Source organism: Lacticaseibacillus sp. 866-1 (assembly GCF_016861825.1).
GTDB lineage: Bacteria > Bacillota > Bacilli > Lactobacillales > Lactobacillaceae > Lacticaseibacillus.
Genome location: NZ_BOLU01000032.1, coordinates 1 through 22729, shown reverse-complemented (window position 1 = coordinate 22729; position 22729 = coordinate 1). Strand labels below are relative to the sequence as shown.

Annotated in this window: 25 protein-coding genes; 11 read left to right on the top strand and 14 right to left on the bottom strand. The window is 55.0% G+C overall.

Going from position 1 to position 22729, the window contains the following annotated elements:
• Together JUE30_RS09775 and JUE30_RS09770 are read right to left on the bottom strand one after the other, a co-directional pair.
• Positions 1 to 1388 (bottom strand): ABC transporter transmembrane domain-containing protein (locus tag JUE30_RS09775; protein WP_203624699.1); only part of this gene is annotated, 1388 nt, incomplete at its 3' end.
• A gap of 659 nt (positions 1389 to 2047) precedes the next feature.
• Complete coding sequence (locus JUE30_RS09770) at positions 2048 to 2986, bottom strand: helix-turn-helix domain-containing protein (protein ID WP_203624698.1); 939 nt, start codon at positions 2984 to 2986, stop codon at positions 2048 to 2050.
• Between the two features lie 91 nt (positions 2987 to 3077).
• Here JUE30_RS09770 and JUE30_RS09765 point away from each other — a divergent pair, with 91 nt between their 5' ends.
• Complete coding sequence (locus JUE30_RS09765) at positions 3078 to 4355, top strand: MFS transporter (protein WP_203624697.1); 1278 nt, start codon at positions 3078 to 3080, stop codon at positions 4353 to 4355.
• Between the two features lie 246 nt (positions 4356 to 4601).
• Positions 4602 to 4853, top strand: coding sequence for a helix-turn-helix domain-containing protein (locus JUE30_RS09760; protein WP_203624702.1), 252 nt, complete (start codon positions 4602 to 4604; stop codon positions 4851 to 4853).
• 109 nt (positions 4854 to 4962) lie between these two features.
• Here JUE30_RS09760 and JUE30_RS09755 read toward each other — a convergent pair whose 3' ends face one another.
• On the bottom strand, positions 4963 to 5370 hold the full coding sequence (locus JUE30_RS09755) for a GNAT family N-acetyltransferase (RefSeq protein ID WP_203624696.1): 408 nt from the start codon (positions 5368 to 5370) through the stop codon (positions 4963 to 4965).
• A gap of 541 nt (positions 5371 to 5911) precedes the next feature.
• Between JUE30_RS09755 and rsgA the strand changes: the two genes are divergently transcribed.
• The 5 genes from rsgA to JUE30_RS09730 all read left to right on the top strand — a co-directional run bounded on the left by rsgA (position 5912) and on the right by JUE30_RS09730 (position 10696).
• On the top strand, positions 5912 to 6835 hold the full coding sequence (gene rsgA / locus JUE30_RS09750; RefSeq protein ID WP_203624695.1) for a ribosome small subunit-dependent GTPase A: 924 nt from the start codon (positions 5912 to 5914) through the stop codon (positions 6833 to 6835).
• Between the two features lies 1 nt (position 6836).
• A complete protein-coding gene (locus tag JUE30_RS09745; protein ID WP_203624694.1) occupies positions 6837 to 8450 on the top strand; it encodes an ABC transporter ATP-binding protein in 1614 nt (537 codons plus the stop codon).
• Between the two features lie 64 nt (positions 8451 to 8514).
• On the top strand, positions 8515 to 9168 hold the full coding sequence (locus JUE30_RS09740; RefSeq protein ID WP_203624693.1) for a GNAT family N-acetyltransferase: 654 nt from the start codon (positions 8515 to 8517) through the stop codon (positions 9166 to 9168).
• A 19-nt stretch (positions 9169 to 9187) separates the two neighbouring features.
• Complete coding sequence (locus JUE30_RS09735) at positions 9188 to 10090, top strand: GNAT family N-acetyltransferase (RefSeq protein ID WP_203624692.1); 903 nt, start codon at positions 9188 to 9190, stop codon at positions 10088 to 10090.
• Between the two features lie 192 nt (positions 10091 to 10282).
• The gene (locus tag JUE30_RS09730; RefSeq protein WP_203624691.1) at positions 10283 to 10696 is read left to right on the top strand and encodes a hypothetical protein; all 414 of its coding nucleotides are present in this window, start codon (positions 10283 to 10285) and stop codon (positions 10694 to 10696) included.
• Positions 10697 to 10888: 192 nt separating this feature from the next.
• Here JUE30_RS09730 and JUE30_RS09725 read toward each other — a convergent pair whose 3' ends face one another.
• The gene (locus JUE30_RS09725) at positions 10889 to 11761 is read right to left on the bottom strand and encodes an ABC transporter ATP-binding protein (protein ID WP_203624690.1); all 873 of its coding nucleotides are present in this window, start codon (positions 11759 to 11761) and stop codon (positions 10889 to 10891) included.
• Entirely contained in the window at positions 11746 to 12474 is a 729-nt protein-coding gene (locus JUE30_RS09720; protein WP_203624689.1) for an ABC transporter ATP-binding protein, read from the bottom strand. The genes JUE30_RS09725 and JUE30_RS09720 overlap by 16 nt, the downstream gene beginning before the upstream one ends.
• A gap of 69 nt (positions 12475 to 12543) precedes the next feature.
• Between JUE30_RS09720 and JUE30_RS09715 the strand changes: the two genes are divergently transcribed.
• Both JUE30_RS09715 and JUE30_RS09710 read left to right on the top strand, forming a co-directional pair.
• Complete coding sequence (locus tag JUE30_RS09715) at positions 12544 to 12873, top strand: helix-turn-helix transcriptional regulator (protein WP_203624688.1); 330 nt, start codon at positions 12544 to 12546, stop codon at positions 12871 to 12873.
• A 15-nt stretch (positions 12874 to 12888) separates the two neighbouring features.
• On the top strand, positions 12889 to 13464 hold the full coding sequence (locus JUE30_RS09710) for a hypothetical protein (RefSeq protein ID WP_203624687.1): 576 nt from the start codon (positions 12889 to 12891) through the stop codon (positions 13462 to 13464).
• A gap of 76 nt (positions 13465 to 13540) precedes the next feature.
• On the opposite strand, the gene JUE30_RS09705 is transcribed toward JUE30_RS09710, so the two are convergent.
• The 6 genes from JUE30_RS09705 to JUE30_RS09680 all read right to left on the bottom strand — a co-directional run bounded on the left by JUE30_RS09705 (position 13541) and on the right by JUE30_RS09680 (position 19832).
• Positions 13541 to 13870: a hypothetical protein gene (locus JUE30_RS09705; RefSeq protein WP_203624686.1), complete on the bottom strand. Its 330-nt coding sequence runs from the start codon at positions 13868 to 13870 to the stop codon at positions 13541 to 13543.
• Between the two features lie 17 nt (positions 13871 to 13887).
• The gene (locus JUE30_RS09700) at positions 13888 to 14109 is read right to left on the bottom strand and encodes a hypothetical protein (RefSeq protein ID WP_203624685.1); all 222 of its coding nucleotides are present in this window, start codon (positions 14107 to 14109) and stop codon (positions 13888 to 13890) included.
• A 161-nt stretch (positions 14110 to 14270) separates the two neighbouring features.
• Positions 14271 to 16133 (bottom strand): ABC transporter ATP-binding protein, encoded by a 1863-nt coding sequence (locus JUE30_RS11265; protein WP_239061404.1) that lies wholly within the window; start codon positions 16131 to 16133, stop codon positions 14271 to 14273.
• Positions 16114 to 17910 (bottom strand): ABC transporter ATP-binding protein, encoded by a 1797-nt coding sequence (locus JUE30_RS09690; RefSeq protein WP_203624684.1) that lies wholly within the window; start codon positions 17908 to 17910, stop codon positions 16114 to 16116. Before JUE30_RS09690 ends, JUE30_RS11265 begins: the two co-directional genes overlap by 20 nt.
• 112 nt (positions 17911 to 18022) lie before the next feature.
• On the bottom strand, positions 18023 to 19138 hold the full coding sequence (locus tag JUE30_RS11365) for a GHKL domain-containing protein (protein ID WP_308439772.1): 1116 nt from the start codon (positions 19136 to 19138) through the stop codon (positions 18023 to 18025).
• Complete coding sequence (locus JUE30_RS09680) at positions 19131 to 19832, bottom strand: LytTR family DNA-binding domain-containing protein (protein WP_203624683.1); 702 nt, start codon at positions 19830 to 19832, stop codon at positions 19131 to 19133. The genes JUE30_RS11365 and JUE30_RS09680 overlap by 8 nt, the downstream gene beginning before the upstream one ends.
• 172 nt (positions 19833 to 20004) lie before the next feature.
• Between JUE30_RS09680 and JUE30_RS09675 the strand changes: the two genes are divergently transcribed.
• Positions 20005 to 20265: a type II toxin-antitoxin system Phd/YefM family antitoxin gene (locus JUE30_RS09675; RefSeq protein WP_203624682.1), complete on the top strand. Its 261-nt coding sequence runs from the start codon at positions 20005 to 20007 to the stop codon at positions 20263 to 20265.
• A gap of 336 nt (positions 20266 to 20601) precedes the next feature.
• On the opposite strand, the gene JUE30_RS09670 is transcribed toward JUE30_RS09675, so the two are convergent.
• The 3 genes from JUE30_RS09670 to tnpA all read right to left on the bottom strand — a co-directional run bounded on the left by JUE30_RS09670 (position 20602) and on the right by tnpA (position 21670).
• On the bottom strand, positions 20602 to 20928 hold the full coding sequence (locus JUE30_RS09670; protein WP_203624681.1) for a hypothetical protein: 327 nt from the start codon (positions 20926 to 20928) through the stop codon (positions 20602 to 20604).
• Positions 20929 to 20939: 11 nt separating this feature from the next.
• The gene (locus tag JUE30_RS09665; RefSeq protein ID WP_203624680.1) at positions 20940 to 21134 is read right to left on the bottom strand and encodes a hypothetical protein; all 195 of its coding nucleotides are present in this window, start codon (positions 21132 to 21134) and stop codon (positions 20940 to 20942) included.
• 89 nt (positions 21135 to 21223) lie between these two features.
• Positions 21224 to 21670: an IS200/IS605 family transposase gene (gene tnpA, locus JUE30_RS09660; protein ID WP_203624679.1), complete on the bottom strand. Its 447-nt coding sequence runs from the start codon at positions 21668 to 21670 to the stop codon at positions 21224 to 21226.
• A 91-nt stretch (positions 21671 to 21761) separates the two neighbouring features.
• On the opposite strand from tnpA, the gene JUE30_RS09655 reads away from it, so the two are divergent.
• Positions 21762 to 22729: RNA-guided endonuclease TnpB family protein (locus JUE30_RS09655; protein ID WP_203624678.1), on the top strand; the 968-nt coding region annotated here is incomplete at its 3' end.

Sequence of the window (22729 nt, the reverse complement as noted above, 5' to 3'; positions counted from 1 at the left end):
TTTCGTGATGGTTTTTGTCGACTCAACCTTAGCATATAGGCGCACCCAATGGGTGAAACACCAAAGCAGCGCAGTCCCGTGTGAATCGTGGGATTACGCTGCTTTTTTGAAATTCTATGAATAATCCAGGTATAAGTGTGCTGTTCCTGAAATCCGATATATTTGTGGGCAAGCCGCACGAAGTCAGGGTCGTGGCTTCCAAATATCGAGATTTTGCCTTTGACTTCAGCTTGATAACCGAATAAAACATTGACCAGAGTACTTTTCCCAGCCCCACTCTCGCCCACAATAATCGTTCTATCGTTCTTGGGAACAGCCAAGTTGACGTGATTCAACAGCACCTTGCCTGCGTTTAGTACCGAGACGTTTTGATAAGAAATTGCGTTCTTAACACCTGGGGCGTCTATCCCAATAGCTCCTTCTGTTGGCTCGTCTGTCTCACCTGACAAGCCGACACCGGCAGTGTTCAGCATCCCGCGATACTCATCATATGCGCGTATGCCACCCAAAAATTCAGGAATGATATTGCTTAAGGATTCAATGGGGAAAGAAATCGACACCGCCAGCTGCGTGAAAGCCAGAAAAGCACTAAAGGTCAGCCGATTATGTATGATCAAATAGCCGCCAATGACCCATGTGCCAAGATAGACAACATCACCGAGAAACTGAGAGATTGAGCTCACGATTTTCTTAACTAACAGGTCGCTATTTTCCGACTTCAACAGCGTATTTAAACTCTCTGTATGTAAGCCGGCAAAGATTTTCTCCCTGCCCAGGTTCTTAATCGTTGAGATCCCGTTCAGCCAATTCGTAATCTTGTCCGTGTATAAGCCGAGATTCTTGAGTACGGGCGTTTTTACGCGCCGCAGCGGGCCGCGCACCAGAACGGGCAATAGCACTGCCGGTATCTCTAAGATCAGTACAAAAAAAGTCAGCTGAACATTGATTACCAAAGCATAGCAAATAAAAAAAATAAACTGAAGTGCCAACGAATACATGTCTAGCGCCGACTTAATGTAGCTCTCCTGAACAATATCGACAGTCGAGGTCAACATCGCAATCCGAGAATTGTTTTCGTGGTTGGTATATTTGGATAGGTTTTCCCCAAGAAATGTTTGAAAAGTAGAATCTCTTAGAATCGAGACAGAAGTGTTAATCACTCGCCCCTTTAAATATCCTCCCAAGAAGTTCACTAGAGCCGTCACTATCGAGAATGAGGCCGCAAACGCCACAACTAGTGTGAATGAAATTTTTAAATTACCCTGTGCCACTTCGCTCAACACTTGAATCACCCAAGCATAGGAAACTGTCACAGTCGCGTGAATCATAGTAAATACAACGAACATTACCACAAGTAACGGTCGCTTTCTAAATAGCGCTTTAATCATTACGTCTTCCTCGATTCTGTTTTTGGTTTCCTACTGTGCTGATAAGACCGGTAGAGGTTCCTTATTCCGTTTTCAACACAGAGATTCCAAAAGAGGGCTCCCACCGAATCCCTTTTTCATCTCATCGGGATCACGTAGGCAAGCCTTAGACTGCAGTATCAGAAATAAATGTATTGGGTTACCCATGCAAGACCGGTTTTATGGCACAGAAAAACTCTGGACTGCAGAACATGACCAATTGTCATCCGCAGTGCCGATGGCCTTTTTCCGACAATATGGGAACCCGCTTCAAATATTGGTTCGAAATGATGCAACCGTTATGGCATGACTGCTCCTCCATAAAAGAAAAGACACCCTTGAAAAAGGCTGTCTTTCACGGCCGAGCATTGTGTCAGCACTTAATCAAAGCGCCGGTTGCACAATGCTTTTCCTTTCGATTAAAGCCAATATCCTGTCATTCTTTTGTCTGAGTACTGCTCAAGGAACGTCGACCTTTTCGCTTAATGCCTTCATCGTTTGACCTGATTTCGCGTTGTTGAACTTAGCCTGACTGCTCGGCTCTTGTTTTTGATTTTGGATACTATTAGAATAGTATCACGTTATATTAGAAAATGCATCAAAAATCTTATCCATTTCTAATTATTGTTGGGTAACTCAGATCAGAACTGCGAATACAGAAAAATTGGATTAGTCGGCGGGTCCGCCTTCAGTGAGCTCAGGATATCGTTAAAGTCATTGGCCCACTGACTGAGTCCCAACTCCGAAAACTGCTGAATGACGTGTTCGCAAGTCGCGATGCCAGTTTCTCGTTTACCCAGTTTGATTTGGACCCAGCCGTTGAAGAATTCGATGGCAAAGACCTGATTGGCGTTGCGTTTTTCCACCGAATTCATCATCTTCATCACTTGCACCGCGGCATCCATCTCCTCTCGGGCCATCAGGCTGGTCAACGCGGCGACTGCCAGTTGCAGATCAATTTGTTCATAACTGGGACTGCGCTTGAGGACGCGGCTTCGTTTCAGCGCGATTCGCAATAGCCGCACCATCATTTCCGAACCCAACGCCGGCGTAAACGCAATGAATAGATAACATTCATAAACGCCCCAGTTATCGACCTGCTGAAGGTAGTGGGTAATTGGTGCCTGAGCCCGGGCCAGGGTTTTGCTATCGATCGGCTTCTGCAAAATCGCGTTCATTGTCTGGTAAAACAGCCAGATGAAGTGATTTTTGCGCGTCGGCTTACTGCGGTATGCGGCTTCAGCACTGGCAATATGGCGATCTAGCTCTGCCCCTACTGAGACATGACTGATATCGAAGAAAAACGCCATAAAGGGAATGTTAGCCTGCATGCGAGCCAATGGATAATCTTCTCTCTCATCCGGATCCATTGTTGCCTCACGCATCCCCAGCAGAAACTCTTCAATCGCCACATTCAGCGCATTCAGCAGCGCGGTGAACCGGCTGACCGTGATGTCACTTTGCCCGCGCTCAAAACGCGAAATAAAACCTTCTGTCAGCCCAGTATCCGCCGCCAGCTCGGCCAAAGTTACGTTCTTGCTTTGCCGCAGCTCCCGAAAATACGGCCCGTATTTTTGCATGCGCTCAGCTCCTCTTGCATATATGCATATTCTGACCGGGACGACCTCGCCTGTCAACTATGCTTGGGCCATCAGAAAAGAGGTCATCATTATGAAAGAATATCTTGCCAATCGTCAGTTCCGTGCGCTGGCGAATTCCGATTTTCTCAGCGCCATCGGCTCCGTTCTATTCAACCTAGTCTTCCTGATCTACGCACAGACGCTGCCGTTCAAAACGCTGGCCCTGTCGCTGGTGTCGATCATCAACCTGCTGCCAACGCTGTTCATGATCCTGAACGGGTACTGGGCGGATCACACCGACCCGCGCCGCCGCTTCAAGCTGGTGGTCGGACTGCGCGTCGTGCAAGGCCTGCTGTACGTTGGGCTAGCCTTCCTGATCCGCCAGCCAAGCACTCTGCTCATCTTCGGACTCCTACTGGCCATCAACTTCAGCTCCGACCTGATTGCGGACTTCACCTCCGGCCTGCTGCTGCATTACGAGAAAACGTTCATCAAGCAGGACGCGTACGCCAGCGCCATGGGCTTCAGCAGCGGTATTCGCAACGTGATCTCCATGGTCTTCCAAGCGTTCGGCGCGAGCCTGATTCTCGTCTTGCACAACAACTTCGCCCTGTTCGGCTTGATCAACGCAATCAGCTTCGTGCTGGCCGGCGTCGTGCTGTGGCATGACCGCCACGCCTTTACCCAGGCGGATACCAACGAGCACGCCAAAAAGGTGCAGGCCCCAGCTGCACCTGCCGAAAACGTCAAGACCGGGATCTTCCGCGCCTTCGCCTTGCTTTACGAAGAGAAACCGATCTTCGCCATGGTTTTCCTGGCGATGGGTGTGAACACCCTTGGCACCTCAATGGACGGCCTCACTTCAGTCCTTCTGGCGAATACCAAAGCGCTTTGGCTCGGCACGTTTGGGACGACCGTGGCTGCGGTCAACATCGTGGGGGCACTGTCGATCACCTTGGCGGCACTGTTCATGCACGACGGCTTACAGCGTGTTCCGCTGGCCGCCTTGACCGGCATCACGATGGGGTCGCTTGTTGTGTTTGCCATCAACATGGTGTGGTGGCAGCAGCCGGCAGTTATGCTGGCGAGCATGATCGTCGCAAGTTATCCCATCGGCAAGATCAACCCGCGCCTGCAAAGTATGATTATGGGTAAGATTGACGACCAGCACTTGGCCGCGACCTCCTCTGTGATCGATACGGCTTCTTTAGTCGGCGCACCGCTGGGTACCGTGCTTTTCCTTGGCATCGCCAACCTCAGCTCACCCCAAACCGCCTGGATCGTCTTTGGCGGCTGCGCGGCACTCATGGTCATTGCCGCTATACTGTGCGCCATCAAATGGCCGGACAACGAGCCAGTGGCAGCCTAGCTCGGATGCTTTCTGTCTGAGCCTCATCATTCCTCGTGGCAGACTGAATTGGTGCTATGCTGATGATATATATGCTATCATTGGGACGTGAACTAGCCTGAGTTCGGATCATTCACAAGTCCGAATGACCATTATTTGTCCGTGGCCTACTATCGTGTCTTGCCAAAAAGGAACGAACCAGACGTAATCGGACTGAATTCGAGAGTGAGGAAACCATTGGCCGCAAAAACTACCGAAATTAATGACATGATCAACAAAGACCTCAAAGATCCAGAATTCAAAGCGGAATATGAAAAGCAGATGGCGTCACTGGAAAGCGCCGCTGCGATTATGCAGGCCCGTGAGGCTGCGGGCGTCACACAGCGTGAACTGGCGCAGCGCTCCGGCGTCCCACAAGCCACCATCGCCCGTATCGAACGAGGGGCCAACACTAGCGTTGCAACGATGACTAAAATCGCTGTGGCGCTGGGAAAAACAGTAAAAATCGAGATTGTTTAAAACAACCCTCTAGTCATTTCAGTTAATAACAAGAAGGGTATCACTACAAGGAATCCAGCAAAAGTTGTCGTTTGGTCTGCTGCCTATGAAGAAGCTGCAGGCCTATTTTTTACCGTCGGTCCAGAACCATCGCATTGCCGTATTGAGCGCCCACTGATTTAAACCCGAACTGCTGATAAAAGGATCGCGCCTGCGCCGTCGGTTCGGCGATCAACACTACCTGGCCAACGTTGGGAAACCGACCCAGCATTTGCTTAACCAGCGCAGTACCGATGCCCTGATGCTGACGAGCGGGCAGCACCAGCAGATCCTGGAGATACAGAACCGTCTCGCCATCTGAGACACTGCGTGCGAGCCCCACTACTTGCTCCCCTTCGAGCGCGGCTAAACTGGTCGCTTGCCGGATTGCGCGTTCTGTTTTCGCCCAATCATCGAGGTAGCGAGTCCAACCATTTTGGTCATACAACGGTTTGAAGTCGACTTTTTCCGGTGAAACCTGCCAGTGATAAGTAATCATGCTCATGCCTCCGTCTGCGGCCGCAGGGTAACACCGCCACACTTTTAAATCCAGTGTGCCCTACCGATTCCAATCAATCAATGGCATGTTAACTCTACCTGCTACCCGCCTCAAATTCACAAACACGGCGTTTTTCTCAAAGGCTGTGTTGGCTCTGTCGCTAGTATTCTCGGTGTTGCTGGAACGTAGGCGGCCACTGCATAGGCTGACGAGTTTGATTAGTTGGCCTGATGAACCACGTACACCCGGATAGTCATTCTGAACATTATTGCCGCTTCTGGCCCATATGCGCTTTTTGTTGACACTTCCAAACCCAAGTTATATGCTTAGCCCATCAAAAATAAAATCTTCACAAGGAGGCAACCCATGATGACAAACTTTAAGACGGTAACATCGCAAAGTTTAATCGTGTCGCGTCGGCTGACGCGTAGCCTCCCTGGGGACAAGCTCTAACCATTAGTTTTCGCCTCTAGAGGACCTTGCAGCAAGCCGACTCGTGTTGGCTTGCTTTTTTGTGCCAAGATTCTTTGGAGGCTTTCATTTGATAAAAACTGATTCAACTGTTCTTCGTGGGCAGGTCTCGTTTCAGGCCCAGGACCGTTTTGACCTACTTGCTGACGGTGAGACACTGCCGGCAACGCTCAGCGGCAATTTTCGCCGCACGCTTAAGCAGCAACACACCCAACTGGTGGTCGGCGACTGGGTGAGCGGCACGCTGCAAGCCGGCAGCATGCGCATCACAGCGATGCAGCCGCGCACCAGCCTGCTGGCCCGTAGCACGTCGAGCCGTTTTCGCGAGTCCGGCGGCCAGGCCATCGCCGCGAATCTGACCACAGTCGTGATCGTCACCAGCGCCAACCACGACTTCAACCTCGAACGCTTGCGCCGCTACCACGCAATTGCCACGGTCAGCCGCGCCCAGCCGGCATTTTTGATCACAAAAACGGATCTCATAAGCGACGCTGCCTTGGCCAAACTGAACGACCAGCTCACCGCGACCTTCCCAGGAACCTCGGTGTACACGCTCGGCGCTGATCAGGAACCGGCCGTGAAGCTGGCGGAGCTGCTTCAACCCGACGCGTGCCTAGCACTCATCGGTTCGTCCGGCGTCGGTAAGTCCACCCTGGTCGGCAAGCTGACCGGCGAGGCCCTGTTCACCAAAACCATCCGGCAAGATGACGCTCACGGCCGCCACGCGACGACCAATCGCCGCCTGTTCGTCCTGCGCACCGGGACGCGGCTCATTGATACCCCGGGCATGCGGGCGGTGGGCGTGGCCGCGGCCAGTGCCGGGTTTGCCGCGCAGTTCGCGCCGCTCGAGGCCCTCGCGGCCAACTGCAAGTTCCGCAACTGCCGCCACGTCAGCGAGCCGGGCTGCGCGGTCAAGGCCGCGGTGCAGGCGGGCACACTGCCTGAGGCCACTTACCAGGCCTACCTGAAGTATCAAGCAAAGGCGGCGCGTTAATATGCGCCTCAACCAATATTTTCTACGCCACTGGCGCATGGGGCTGCTGGTCTCGGCCCTCCTGGTTGCCGGCACGGTCCTCAACACGGCCTACACCATCACACTGGGAAACATTCTCACGGCGCTGGGCCGCCGCTCGGCATCGGACACGCTGATGTGGCTCGTGTCGACTGCCATCGTCCTGGCCCTCTTTTCGCTGCAGCATTACCTTGAGCCCGTGGCCGAAATGGCGGTCAATGAGGCGATGGGCCTGAGCGTGCGCCGCGACATCACCGCCCGGCTGGCGCACACCAGCGCTGAGCAGTTCCATCAGCAGCCCGTCCCCGAATATGTGTCGTGGCTGACCAACGACCTTTCGACCATTAACGATTACGGGTTCGAGAATACCTGGATGGCGGCGGGGCAGGCGTTGCAGGTCGTCATCGGCGGGGCGGCGCTGCTGCACTACAATTGGTCGCTCACTGTTCTGGTGTTCGCGCTGAGTCTGCTGATGCTGCTGGTTCCCCGCTTCTTCACGAAAAAAATGAACGCCGCCAATGCCGCCGTCTCAACGGCAAACGGCCAGCTGACCACGGTGGCGACGGATCTGCTCAACGGCTTCGGCCAGCTGCTGATGCTGAACCAGACGCCGCGGCTAACGACCGGCGTGCAGCAAGCCGGCAAAAGGCGCGCCGAAAAACGCGTCGCCTACGCCAAGGCCAGCAATCTGTTTTACTCGGTGAACCAAGGCGCCGTTTCGGCCTGCATGCTGGCGGTGCTTGGCCTAACTGGCTACCTCTACCTGCAGGGCAAAGTGCCGCTGGGGGTGTTCTCCACCAGCGAATCCCTGGCCGGCGCGATTTTTAGCTCAGTCATGGGCTTGACTGAAAACCTGGCGGAGCGCCAAACCGTGCAGCCGCTTTTGGACAAGTACCAGGCTGTGCCGACCACCGACGACACGGCTGGCCAACCCGTTGCGCCGCTGCACCAAGCCTTAACCCTCGACCGTGTCGGCTTCCGCTACCCAGATGCGGGCCAGCCGACGCTGGCAGACGTCAGCTACGTTTTCCGCGCCGGTGGTCACTACGCAATCACGGGGCCCAGCGGCATCGGCAAGTCCACCCTGCTCAAGCTGATTGACGGCAGCCTCACCCCCACCGATGGCCGAATCGCGTTTGATGGCCAGGTGCTGATGACGATTGCGCCGCGGTCCCTGCACGAACAAATCGCCGTGGTCGACCAGCAGCCGCTGCTGTTTAACACCACGCTGAGAGACAACCTGTTGCTCGGTCAGCAAGCCACCGCCAGCCAAATCACGGCCGTGCTCGACCAGGTCGGCCTGGCCGCCTTTGTTGCCACCCTGCCAGAAGGACTGGATACCAAGATCGATTTTGCCAGTGCCAATCTTTCCGGTGGCCAGAAGCAGCGCGTGGCGATTGCCCGGGCGCTGCTGGCCAACCGCTCAGTCCTGCTGCTCGACGAGGCCACCGCGAGCCTTGACCCCGCTTCCGCCGCGGCCATCGACGAACTGACCCTCAGTCTGCCGCTGACCGTCATCAGCGTCACGCATCACCTGACCGCGGCGACGGCCAAGCGGCTAGACGGAATTTTAAAGCTGGGCTCACCGTCAGCTTAATCAGGTATAATAAAAATATTAATTTGGCCGGCTCAAGCGGTCAGCCACCAGTCAGGAGATACTTATGAAAATCAGGCCCTACCAACCCGCCGATGAACGAGCCTACCTCAACACCGTCGCGCTGGCCTACATGCACTCCCAGTTCCGCGATCAAATCAGCGACCAGCGCGATGCGTTCGGCGAGGCGGACGGCTACCGCACTGTGATTTCGCTTGTTGCGACCATGGACGGTCTCGTCGTCGGTGCCATCGACGCTGGCGTCTTCAACGACGACCGCGTCAAGCACGATCTCTACGTGCAGCATCAAGGCCGCGGCAGCTACATCGAGGTGTTTGCCGTGAGTCCCTCCGCGCAAGGGCAAGGCATCGGACGGGCGCTGCTCAAGGCGGGCCTGGCCAAGCTGAAAACCGCCGGCGCCGATTTTGTCGAGATCTTCACCCGCAGCGATGCAGCCGCCAACGGCCTGTACCAAAGCCTCGGGGCCCGGGAAATCGCACATAACTGGCGGGCGCTGGCCACGCCGAAAAGCTACCAGGCCCCAAAGGCCAAATGGGCGCTGGACGAGGGCACCCAGGAGCTGGTCCTCACGGCAGCGGCCGGGCGCGTCGAAGCCTTGCCGCAGTATCCGCAGTGGGTCACCTTTTTCACCGAGGCGGCCATGGCCGACTACACTATCGCCGAATCGTATCGCGAACGCACCTACTTGCTAAAGTTGTAAACCGAAAGAAGGCACCATGATGCATATCACTCAAACGCCAACGCTGACCAAGGCCCAAACCGCGGCGGCCAAAGCCTTGATCAAGGCGACACAGGCCGCGGACGGCACGCACCGTGATCCGTACCTCGAGAACGACTTTAACTTTGATCAGACCATGCCAGCCTTTTTCCTCGCCGAAGCCGCGGGGCAACCGATCGGCCTGCTGACGCTGTACGCCGATGACGCGCCAGGGCCAGACGGCGTGGTGGACGTCAGCATCCACGTGCTGCCGGACTACCGCAGGCAAGGCGTGGCGACCGCGCTGTGGCGGGCGGCAAGAAAAGTACTGCAGACCGCTGGCTGTCAAAAATGTGAATATGCGACCGAAGCCGCTTTTCTGACCAGTCATCCCCAATTCCTTGAGCAGACGCAACTAGTTAAAGATCCCACCAGTGAAATTGGCCTGATAGCGCCTGCCGGCAGCGGCAAAGCCACCGATGATGTGCTCACAGTCGTCCCGCTAACCAGCAGCGACATTGAGACCCTCCTACCGCTGTATATGGAGGCCTTCGCAGACGAATCCGGGACTGACGAAGACCAGGCGCGACGCTACCTTGAAGTCGCCCGAACTGACGCGGCGGTCGCCTCGTTCGTCTGCCACTACCAAGGCCAGCCCATCGGCTACTGTGCGGTAGATCTGGACGACTACGACTACTTTTACGGGCTGTTTATTGCCAAAGACTACCGCAACCAGGGGTTTGGCAGCCGCTTCATCCAACTGATGATGGGCCAGCTTTCGGCCACACGCCACAAAGACTTCCGCCTCGACGTCGACAGCGACAATCCCGCCGCCTACCACGTTTACCGCAAGGCAGGATTCAAGCCGCTGACCGAGTCCTTTTACCTCAGTGCGCCGACCGGCCGCTGGGCGCTCAAGGATTAATCCCCAACATTGCCCGAATTGTTAGTGATGCCCTTTTGGAGGAACGAGATGCCAAAACACCATTTTAAACCCGCCAAGATTCCGCTTGGCTGCAGCGGCCTCGCGATTCCCGTCTTTGCCATTCTCGCCTTACCAACAATCGTTCCCTAGCAAGTCTTCCCCATTGCGGACGCCTCTGCTGAAAAAGACTTGATGACGTGGCAGTTGTTTCCAAGGCTTGGCACCTTTTTCTTCGTGATGTTCATTCTTTCAGTGGTCGTGTTTTCGTTAGGCCTCCTGTTGCGCCGCGCGATACTGGGAAAGGTGATCGGCGCACTTGCGCTCCTATTAGCGCTGGGCGTCAGCGGCCTGGCGTATCAGCATCTAACCCAGTTCAGCGGTGAGGTCACTGCGCTTAACCTCTCCGGTAACCCTCGCGACAGAGTAATCGATGTTCAAATCACAACTGGCTACTTTAAGGGTAAACACCTGCTGTTGGACGACCCTACCTGGGATGAGTTGAGCCGGGTTGGTCTTCATTCGAAGGTCACCGTGCGCACCTGGGTCGTGCTACCAGTCGCTTACAACTCTGACATTAAGGCCATCTCGATTCGCCCTCAGCACTAACGTAACTCAGCGTATTGCTTGGCCATCAAGGTATGCTGTGCCAGCCCAGCTGTTTCTTATAGCGGCTAAAGGCCTGATTGGCTAGCATCAACCAGCGACAACTTATATCAAAATCGCCAGCCTCCATTTTCGGAGACTGGCGATTGTTTTAGAGGCAGAAATTTGTTCGAAGCCATGCTTAGATTAAGAAAATTAGCTCATGGGGGCCAACGTGCGCGCCGGCGTCAACTGATAATGCAGCACATGATCTGCCTGCAGCTGCGCGTCGTCGAAGTGGTGCGCGGCCTCAATGATCGTGTTCGGCAGATGATAAATCAAGTTGCGGATCTGCTGAGCGTTTTGGTCGTCCAGTCCGGCCGTAATTTCGTCCAGCAGCATGACCGGGCGCTTCCGCAGCAGGCCTCGCGCAAGCGTCATGCGTTGAAGCTGGCCGCCAGAAATGCTGGCCTGATCAGGCGCGATGACGCGGTCAAGCGGCTCATCCCCGAGCTCTGTGGTCAGACCCACTTGGCTCAACGCAGCCAGCAGCGCGTCATCGGTAAACGTTTGACCCAGCGTCAGATTTTCTCGCACGGTGCCAGCGAAGACCCACGGCGTCTGGTTGATGTACGTCGTTTTCGCCGGCGCTGGCGCTTCACCATCCACTAGGACGCGCCCGTTCGTGGGCTGCTGCCAGCCGCCAAGCACGCGCAGCAGCGTTGACTTGCCGCTGCCCGAGGGACCAGACACTAGCAGTTTGGTGCCAGGAGTCAGCGCCAGGTCAGTTGCGGCGAGAATCGGCTGGTCGCCATAGGCAATGGTCAGGCCCTGAAGGTCGATCTGGCCTTCGCCGCGGGTCGGTGTGCGCTGGCTGAGCAGCGGCGTGGGCGCTTGCGGCAGGCGACGCAACTCGCGCGTGCCGGTCAACTGGCTCCAGTACTGGATCAGCATGCGAATATTCATGGTGACGTGATCGACCGACAGCAGCAGGGTCAACAGCACACTGATGGTGACGCCAAAACCGCCCACGTGGATCAGCCAAAAGCCGACGGCCAGCGGCCCAATCAGCGTCAGCACAGTGAGCATCCAGTGCCGTACTGCACGCGCAGCTGGCCATTGGTCTGCTGCTGAAGCCGTTTTTCACTGACGGCCAACCGCTGCTTGACCCGGACGAAAAAGCTGCCCGCCGCTTGGTACTGGACCAGATTGCTGCGACCCTCGAGCCAGTCGCTGCCGGCTGCCAATGTAGCCGCGTTGGCGGTGCTCCAACGTTTACCCAGCGCCGCCAGCTTGGTCTGGCCAAACAGCATCGGCACCATCGTCAGCGCGGAAAAGGCGATGCTGATGAGTCCCATCATCCAGTTGGTCGCCAAAACGAATAAGGCGGCCGTAATGGCGCCAAAGCCAGCGGACAAAATCGCGAGGATGACCTCAAAATATCGACTTTGAATCTGCGCGGCGTCGTTGGCCAGGCGATTCAGCCCGGCCAAGGGGGCCTCGCTTGTCTCAAAACTGACCGTCAGCAGCGTTTCTTTCAGTGCAATGTTCAGCCGCCTGAGCGCATCTTGGATCAGCAGCTGAAAAATAAACAAGCAGGTGTACGTCCCGGCATACGCGACCAGCGCCTGGCCCAGATACTGATAACGCTGGGCGGTCGTTGCCTGCGTGAGGCTTGGCAGCCGGCCCAGCACGAACCCGTTCAACACGCCTTCAAAACTTCCCAGTAAAGCAAATACCAGCAATAATCCAATTTCCCAGTGCGGCAGTCGGTGCAGCACCCATTTTACGTTGATTATCATCTGAACCACGTCCTTCCATGTTGCCAGTGTATCTGGTACACTGAGCGCAACGTGAAAGAGGTGACAGAAGTGGCAGGAGAAGTTGGTAAGCTGTTGCGGGCCGTGCGACTGGGCCAGGGCATGCCACAGGCGCGCCTGTATGATGGCCTGCTCAGTCAGCGCCAGGCGATCCGGCTCGAATCAGGCCACAATGATCTCAAGGCGGAGCTGCTGTTTCCCATTCTGCAGCGGCTGCACCTGTCGGCCGATGAATTCGCCGCGCTGCTGGAGCAGGAGCAAGGGACTGCGCTGGCCGAAGCCAAGCCGCTGCCGCCGGTGCTGGCCAAGGCCTTGGCCGAGTACACCGCCTGGGGCGACTGGCCACTAACAGAGGCGGAACGCACAGCGATCACTCGGTAAGCGCTCACCGCCCCGGTGACGACGCTCGCCCAAATCGAAGCGATGATTCCGTTGATCCCAGTCCTTCCTGAGCAGGCGGAGAAAATCTGGCGGCGGCTGCAGGTTTTTCAAGGCTTGCCGCGCTATGAGCAACTGGCCAGTTCGTGGTGCCACACCCGCCTGTTCACGCTGTTGTTCATGGGTCGGCAAAAGGCCGCAAGTCAGGTCGTCAGCCGCTGGCAGACCCTTTCCCACTTGCCTGGTGACGCCAAACAGATTCGGCTATTCATGACCAAGCTGACCGCCGCTCTGCCGGACGCCAGCGCCGTGTATGCAGCGACCGATCCGCTGATCACCGCCTGGCGCAACTTCAATGAGCCCGTCATGGCGGACGGCATGATCGACAATCGGCGGCACATCCTGAGCGGCTTCAACGTCCATGACGCCTGGCGCGCTCAGGAGATCGGGGCGGTGGCGAGGCTGCTGAAGGCAATGCCGAAAGCCGCCTTGGCGGACCTAGACACGCCAGCCTACCTCGCCAAGTTTCCCGGCTTAAATGAGGCACTGGCGCAGCGCCATGCCACGCTAGATGATTTTCTCGAAGCCAGGTAACACAAAAGTGGCCGCACACTGTGAATTGTGCGGCCTTGGGGGCTTACGTTGTATTGTCTAAAGCACTCATAAAGGTCTATTTTTCATTGGTTAGATTCTTATACCAGTCATCCACACTATCAAAACTGTCGTATTCGCCACAGCTAATCTCATCGTGGGCACGCGTCGTCGCCTCATCAAGCAAGTCAGCGGCTTTACGAGCCCGCGTCTTGGTTACTGAGTCAACTTCGACTATGATTATCGCTTTATTCTTTTTCGCCATGGTATCATCCCCTAGATCAAACAATATCATGTTGAGCAACAGCCGGCCACTGGTGGTCTTTTTACAACCCATATTATGCGGCGAACTTAACTGTGCCGTATCTGGTACTTCATGAGAGCTCTTGATTTCAGTTACTTTGGGCATCGGACTGGGCTTGGAGGTTAAGCCAGGTTTCCATAGCCCCCATTTGCCTGTACAAGCTTATCAGCGGTTGCAACACTGACACTATCCTGACCATCAATCAAATGACTGATCAACTTGCTTGAGACCCCGAGGCGGTTAACGAACTCCGCCAGAGTCATATTCAAGTCGTCAACAGTCTCTTCAACGTAAGCACGTGGGCAGAAAACAATCAGGCATTGATAGTCAACTGTCTTACTCATGATGATTCTTACCTCTTCTTGATTCTACCGACAAAAAAGCCGCTGTAGGTCGCGCTACAACGGCTTTCGGTGAGAATATGTCCTCATCTGATATACATTATCATATCATGATACACAATTTCTCACAGCGCTAAAGATCAAATGATCAAATTCAAATCTGGCTAGATATTAAACGCCGCCTCGCCTTTCGCCCGCTCGGCCTTGATCTTATCTTCGGTGTAATAGGCCGCCTGGGCGTTGAACAGATCACGATACAACCCGTCCTGCGCCATTAGCTGCTCATGGCTGCCCATTTGCACGATCTGCCCGGCCGCCATCACCGCAATTTGGGAGGCAAACCGAGTAGCAGACATCCGGTGAGAAATATAGATGGCCGTCTTGTCCTCAACCAGCTGGTCAAAGTGTTGATAGATTTCATACTCGGAAATTGGGTCCAGCGCCGCGGTCGGCTCGTCCAAAATGATGAATGGCGCGTCCTTATACCACGCCCTGGCAATGGCGATTTTTTGCGCCTCGCCTCCGGAAACATCGACGCCGCTGGAATCAAGGTTGCGCGTCAGGGGCGTATCGATCTGTTTCGGCATCGCCTTGACCCGGTCCGCCACTCCGGCAACCGTCAGCGCCTGCCATACCCGGTCACGATCAGGTTGCGGCGAAACTGCCACATTTTCCGCGACGGAAAACGCGAAGAGCTGAAAGTCTTGGAACACAGTCGCAAACAGCTGCTGATACTCGGCCAAGTTGTACTTTTGAATGTCGAATCCATTCAGCGTGATGGTACCGGACATCGGCGTCAAAATGCGCAGCAGCAGCTTGATCAGCGTCGTCTTGCCGCTGCCGTTGCGGCCCACGATTGCGAGCCGTTCGCCGACCTTGAAGCGCATGCTCACGTGCGAAACGGCATCCTGCTTATCGCCCGGATAACGGAAGGAAACGTCATGAAAGACGATTTCAAACTTGTGATCCTGCCGCTTTTCGACAGGAATGGAGCCAGTCGCCGGCTGGTCCGGATAGTTGAGAAACTTGATGTAATCATCCATCGCCTGCTCGGTCGTCTTCTGAAACGCGCGCTGGCTCATGAAGGCCGCCAGGGCGCGCATCAACTGCGTCAGGTACCCGACCGCCAAGACGACCATCCCCACCGGCAGTGCGCCACTGAGTGCCTTGATGCCGATCAACAGGTAGAAGCCCCCAGAGAGCAGGACCAACAAGGCATCGCCGGCATGCATCATGGCGTGCATCCGAAAGAAAACCTGGGCTGTCTTGGTATTGGCCGCCTCTTGCGCCTGACGCATGTGCGCAACGGTCCGATCTTCCGGATCATAGATGCGAAGATGTTTCCCATTTTCGTACGGCCAGGTCAAATCGTTCAGATAATAGTTCATCTGGTCGTTCACGCCGATATTGACGTCATAAAATTGCTTTTGATAGCGCTGGGACCGGAGCACCAGCCAGTATGAGAGGCCAATCCCAACCGCGGTAATGGCAACCAGCGCCAAGACGAAGGGCCAGCCAGTCAGCCACGGCTGCGTCGCTTTAGCGGTCACAATGGGCCCCAAGACCACGGCCGCCGCGATCACCGCCACCCCCAGGTTAAGGGTGTTCATCAAGATTTCGTTGAAGTACGAGTGAAAACTCCCTGTGTACATCCAGCCGCTGGAGGCCGCCGCGTACTGCGCGCGGAAGTCACGATCGTTAAAGGTCTCGTTGGACACATCGGTCAGCTTGGCGGTGGTGCGCTCGTTGATGCGATTCTCAAAATCCCGCGTGGCGACTTCATAGCTCACCGCGCTGGTTAGCTGCAGCGAAGTGACAATGGCGATCAGCAGGATAAACACCGCCAGCTGGATGATCAGCGGCCGCAGTGCAGTCTGCTGCGTCACGGCATTCAGCAGCCAGCCCAGCAGGGTGGCAACTAAGAGCGGCACTGCGGTGCTCAAAAGCGCATTAACGGTCGACCGCAGCAAGATCCATGGTGACACCGTCTGAATGAAGCGGAAATAATCAAAAGATTTCTTCATCATGGGTCACCTCCTTTTGATAGTATTGGCTCTGAACCTGACAGAGCTTGGCATAGGCACCGTTTTGCGCCATCAGCTCGGCATGAGTGCCTGCCTCGTTAATCTGGCCGTCTTGCAGCAGGAAGATTTTATCCGCAAACTTGGTTGAGGCCATGCGGTGGCTGATAAAGATACTGGTTTTCCCTGTTGCCATCGCTTGATACGCCTGATACTGCTCACGTTCGGCAATCGCATCAAGGGCCGCGGTCGGTTCATCCAAGATCAAGATCGGGGCGTCGCGGTACAGCGCTCGCGCCACCATCAGCTTTTGCTGTTGGCCGCCGGAGAGGTTGACGCCATCCTTGTGCAGCTTGTCCGTCAGCTGGGTGGCCACCCCGTGCGGCAGCTGGGCAACCGTGTCCGCCAGTCCAGAAAGGGCCAGTGCGTGCTGCAGCCGCTTGGCATCATGCGGCAGATCCATTTCGATATTCTCCTGAAGCGTCCGGGCAAACAACAGTGCATTCTGGAAAACCGGGGCAAACTGCGCGCGCAGCTGCAGGTCAGGGACAGTTTGGATCGGCACCTCATTGAGATAAATCGTCCCTTTCTCGGGCTTCAAAAGCCCCATCAGCAGCATCGTCAGTGTGGTTTTACCGGCACCGTTAAGGCCGACCAGTGCCACCTTCTGCCCGGCCGGAATCGTGAAATTCAGATCCTTAAGCACTGGCTTTTTAGCGTGCGGATACGTGTAGGTCACGTGGTCAAACCGGATGGTGTATGGCGGCGTCAAGCCCGGTACCGGCTGCTCAGCGACCTTTTCAGGCGGCATTGCCTGCTCCGCGAATTCACTCAGATCACGCTTTGAGACTTGCCATTCGCTCCAATTCGTCAACAGCGCGGTCATCTGCTGGCCGATCTGCCCAACCAGCCCAAACAATAAGGTGAAAACGGCAAGCGACACGTGGCCGTTGAACAAGATGTAAATCAACCCGCCGTAGATCAGTAAGTCCCTTACCGCGTTCAGCCAGGTGCCCCCGAGTTTGGCGAGCAGCTCGCGGTGCCCCAGCTGTTTGCGAAACTGCAGCTCTTGTTGCATCAAGGCGTGATAGCGGTGCTGATACCACGGCCCCATGTGATAGAGGCGGATATCCTTCCCATTTTTCTCCTCGTAGGCCGAGTTGCTGATGTAACTCTGCTGATTCCACATCTGTTCGGTCTGCGCCCGCTGAGCGCGGATGTACCGCCGATAACCCTGCATGAGGGCGTTCGCCCCCCAGGCTGCGGCAATAGCAACAACCGGGATCCACCAGACGTAATAAGCCAAAGTCACACTGAGCATGATCAGGATGGCTGCGGCGTTGAGCAACGCGCTTTCCTGCACGATGACTTTACTGCCCGCAGCGTCGTCCCCGTAAATGGCGTACGCGATCAGCCGCTGCCGGTGTTCGCGGTACTCGGGCTCGAGGACCCGCTCATACGGTCCTTCGATATAGTCTTGCTGGGCAGACACGATCATCAGCGTTCTGACTAGCATCTGCCGAATGAGCAGCATCGCATTCGTCACGGGCAAGACCCAGCCAATCAGGGTTTGCGCGCCAATTAAACCGACAAGCAGCAGGACAAAGTGATTGATGATCGTGTGCGCGACCAACGCCTGCACCAGCCACGCTGGAATCGCGGCGGCCAGCAAGGTCGTCGCCAGCTGACAAAGCAATATCATGATCATTTGGCCGGTAAACCGCATTGGTTTGGCCTCTTGCCGATACCAGTGCATCAGCGACTCTGTTGGCTTTTTTCTCATTTGATTACGCTCCCTCGTAAATAATGGCTCAAGCTTATGGTGCTTATCCTACAAGGAAAAACCGCCCGTGCTAGATTTCTCGCACGAACGGTTCAAATTCGCCCCTGAATGGTCACTTTGCTTTGGTGACATTGCGCAGCGGCAGCAACACCTCAGTTGCAAAGACGCCGTCCTCATACTGGCGGTTGATCACCCCATGGTACTTGGCCACCAGCGCATTGACGCGGCGAATACCCAGGCCGCGCCGGTCGTTTTTCGTTGAGGCATACTCCGGGTCAATCTGCTGGTCAGCGCGGCGCGAGTTGGTGACGCTGATGTAGAACTGCTGCTTGATGATGGCGATGTACACCCGCATACTGCGCATTTCACTTTTCGGCTGCTCCATTACCGCCTCAATGGCGTTGTCCAAAATATTGCCGATGATCACCACCATATCAACATCATCGATCAGCGGTTGGTTGCCGACGAACGCGCTGACGTCAATGGGAATATCGGCGTTTAACGCGATGGTCAGCTTGGAATTGATCACCGCGTCCAGCATCGCGTTCCCTGAGTGGACCACCGTATCGATTTCGTCGAGCTTGTCTTCCAGCTGGTTCAGATAATGCTGGGAGGCCTCGGTGTCGCCTTGTGCCAGTTGGACCTTCAGCACTTGCAGGTGGTCATGGTAATCGTGCCGCCAGCCGCGCACCCGCGCATACAGGTCATCGAGCTCCTTGACGTAGCTGGCCATAATTTGATCAAGGGACCGCGCCACTTCAGCATCATTCGCATGGAACAGGTACTGATGAATATAGGTCATCAGCCCGCCCACACCCACTAGCAGTGCGCACCCTAACAAGAGGGGCAGTCCGCGCGTCGTCAAGATCACCCCGAGGGCGAGGCAGTCCAAGCCTGCGACCAGTCCGATCAGCACGACATTGCGTTCACTAAACGCCAACCGAATCATTTCACCCGCGGTAAAGCCCACAGCAAGCGGCCAAATGCTGGCCCAAAAGCTGCCTGCACAGGCGCCGACAAGCACCGCGGCGATCAGGAAGTCCTGAAGTTCGCGCCGCTGCCAGCACGCCCAGCCGGCCAGGCCAACGGCGAGCAACCCGCCCCAAGGGGTCCAAACGCTGAACGCCGCGCCAAGCGCTGCCAGTAGCCCTTGCAGCCAGAACTTGGCTTTTAGCCTCGGTAGCAGGCCAAGGCCGAATGTTAATAGGACAACACTTGCGTCATTCATGTGCCAACCCCCGATAATGGGCCAGCAGCGCTTGGCGCACCGCCTGCTTCTGCCCACGCGCCACCGGCAGCGTGGTGCCGTCATTCAGCGTCAGCTGCGCGCCATCCAAGGCGGAGACGTACCCTAAATTGACCAAGTAAGCGCGGTGCGTTTTGACGAAGCGGTCGTCCAGCTGGGTCGCCAGTTCACTCAGCGGCTGTTTCACCGTCACCACCCGCTCCTGCAGGTGCAGCAAGCAGTCATGCCCTTGGACCTCAATGAAGCGCACATCGTAGAAGAACACTTTCTCCAGGCCAGCAGTCGTTTGCACCATCAGTGCCGGCTGCAGCTTGGCCTTGGCCACCTTGGCGAGCAAAGGCAGCAGCTTTTCCAAAGTCAACGGCTTCAGCAGGTAGCCGATCGCCGACACATCGTAGCCGTCGAAGACATACTGGTCGTAGTTGCTCAGAAAGGCGAGCGGCAGGTCGGCATCCTTCTGCCGGATTTTCTTAGCGGTCGTCATGCCATCGATGCCAGCCAGGCGAATGTCCAGCAGGACCAAGTCGAAGGTTTGGTCAGGCAGCGCAAAAAGCAGCGCCTCGCCGCTGGCAAAACACTGCCATTGCAAGTCGCCCATTTGCTCAGCAGCCGCACGAAAAACGGTCGTGATGGCCATTTGCGTGGTCGGTTCATCTTCGACAATCGCAACCTGCATGATGCGCCCCCTCATTGTTTTCTAATCTTCACTCCATTGTACCGGTGATTCGGGAACGCTGCCAACTTAATTTTGCGACCCCGCCAATCGTACGCGAATGCTGAGCGTTGGCGTACGTGATGACGAACGGTAAAATCATGTTGTCGGAAAGTGAACATCAGGAGGAGATGCTATGGCTGAGATTACAACACCAACAAAGGCCCGTGCGAACTTGGACGCTTTGATCAAGATTGCCAACAGAGATTCCACACCGGTAATAATCGCCGGTTCAGACGTTACGAAAAGCGCCGTTCTGATGAGTAAGCGTGACTACGAGGCCATGCAGGAAACCATGGCTTTATTGTTAAACGGACAGCTTCAAGATGCCGTTATTCGTGAGGGGGACGATGAAGAAAAGTTGGACGCAGCCATGAACGAGCCTGACAAGGAATAAGCCTTGGCGGATCACCATCAAGTCAGGAGCTAAGAGTGACTTAAGAAAAGTGATGCATAGTCCGCTAAAAAACAACTTCATAGAAATTCAAGAGACACTCAGTGACAATTTGTGCGCGCCGTAACTAGTTCCACTTTGGAAGAGTCTTCGAAAGCGACAATGTTAATTCACAGAACAGATGTCCACACAAAAGTAGCGCCTAGCTGTATGCTCGAGTCTGGGCACACATCTAAGCGCTCTTTTTGGCGTTATGTAGACCAGGTTCTCCATTGCTAATGGCATTAGCTCAAACGTCCGCACAAAATGGGCATCATCAACTATTTTCTGCGGCCAGCCCTAAATCTGGCCGGAACTAAGCACCAAAATCGCACAAACCGCAGTCACCGCCAGCACTGCAAAGATTCCCACAGCCGCGATTTTTAACCGCTGGCGCAGTTGCGGCTGATCGGCCGCGGGATTGATCGGGTGACTGCGCCGCAAAGCGAGATACGCCAACAAACCGATGCCATTTTGCGTGCCCGCCGTCAAGACCGCCGTCAGCTTTGGGTGCGCCATTTCCCGGGCAATGGCATCGACGGTGAGCAAGCGCGCCAGGAGATAGAACAAAGCGAAAACGGCGATCACCATTGCCAGAAGCAAAGTCGTAAGTAGCGAAATCATCATTATAATTCACCTCAAATCAGTTTAATAATCAGGAAGAACGCAGTCGCAATGCTTCCCACCATCAGCAACAAGAGCAGCGCGGTCAGCCAGACGACATGGCTAAAAATCATCACGCCAACCGTCAGAACAATGTTCATCAATAACCGAAACCCTAACCATTTTCCCGTTCGTGCAACGTTTGTCGCATCAACCCAGGATTTCACCATCCGTTGATCACCTCTCAACATTTCATTACATGTTTTGGGCGAGAAAACCCTGACTTTAGTCAGGGGAGGTAAGCCCGCACTGGCTAACATTAGTTAGCCTTTTTGCTTGGGCGTCCCGCCTTTCCCCTTTCTGTTCTCTGATTTTGAATATAGTTAGCGACGGTTTCTTTTGACATATCGCCTAGCGTGCCCATGTAGTAGCTGGGCGACCATAAGTGCCCGTCCCAGAGGAGCTTCTTAGTTTCCGGGTGAGCAACAAACCAAGTACGTGCCGATGCACCTTTCAGAATTTTGACCACATTTGCCGGGGCGTACCTTGGCTTAAAGCTTAAAAGTAGGTGCACATGGTCTGCCATCACTTCTGCCTGCTCAACGCTAATGTCGTTGTCGCTGGCGGCCGAGGTCAAAATTTCAAGCATTTCTGCGACAAGCTGTGGTGTAGTAAAGACCGCACAGCGATATTTAGTTACCCAAACCAAATGATAGTGAAAATTGTAGACATAGCCGCGTTCATGAATTGCATTATCTTCAACCATGAGTATTATTGTAGTCCTCCTTAATAAGTACATTATACGTTGTCTGAATTATACCATATGTAGTATAATAGAGGCGTGAGGAGGTGAAAAAATGGCTAAGAAAATGGTGGATTTGAACTATCACTATGGTCTGAAAATGCGTCTTTTCCCGTCCTCCGAACAAAAACGCGTGATCGACAACAACATCAATGCCAGCCGCTTTGCTTACAACGAAATGGTCGCCATCGACAAGGAACTGTACTGGCTCCATCAAATCAAAATTCCCATCGCCATCGTTCAAGACCGTATCGCTTACTTACAACGACGCAAGAACAATACTCAAATGCTATTTGCTATCCATCCTTGGTTAGCTGGCACTGGCGTCGGGACTGACGTGATTGACCAGGCCCGCCGGGCTTATCAGAGTGCATGGCGGCTGTTCCGGCAGGTGCATCGTTCAGGAGTGCCAGTCTTTCACCGCAAGCGTGATGATGGCAGTTACCAACTGCCGACCCGCTACACTAAAAACGGAGTAGGACTTGCAGGTGGCTCCAACCGCTTTATCGACAAGAAACATGTTACCCTCAGCGGCCTCGGTAAAATTCGTGTCTCTGGGTCGCAAAAGCGGCTGTTCAATCACGCTGACGCTATCCGTATTGGCACCATCACCATCCGTCGTGACGCCACTGGGCGGTATTTCTTGTCCATGCAGCTAGGCTCCGACACACCGTTCGTGCAAGCCACTAAGCCCGCTCAATCGGCGGTAGGCATTGATTTGAATACCGACAACTTCCTGACTGACTCGGCTGGCCACGTCGTTGCTAATCCTCGTTACTATCGATCAATCCAAGGCCAGTTGGCGAAAGCCCAACGCAAGTTAGCACGCCGCCAACTGCGGGCCAAGAAAGAACACCGCTCACTAGGTGATGCTAAGAACTATCAGAAACAGCGGGTGCTTGTCGCCAACCTACAACGCAATGTGGCAAACCGCCGCAATGCTTTTCTCCACCTTGTCTCTACGACACTAATCAAGAACCACGATTTAGTCGTAGCAGAAGAGTTGAGAAGCAAGAATATGTT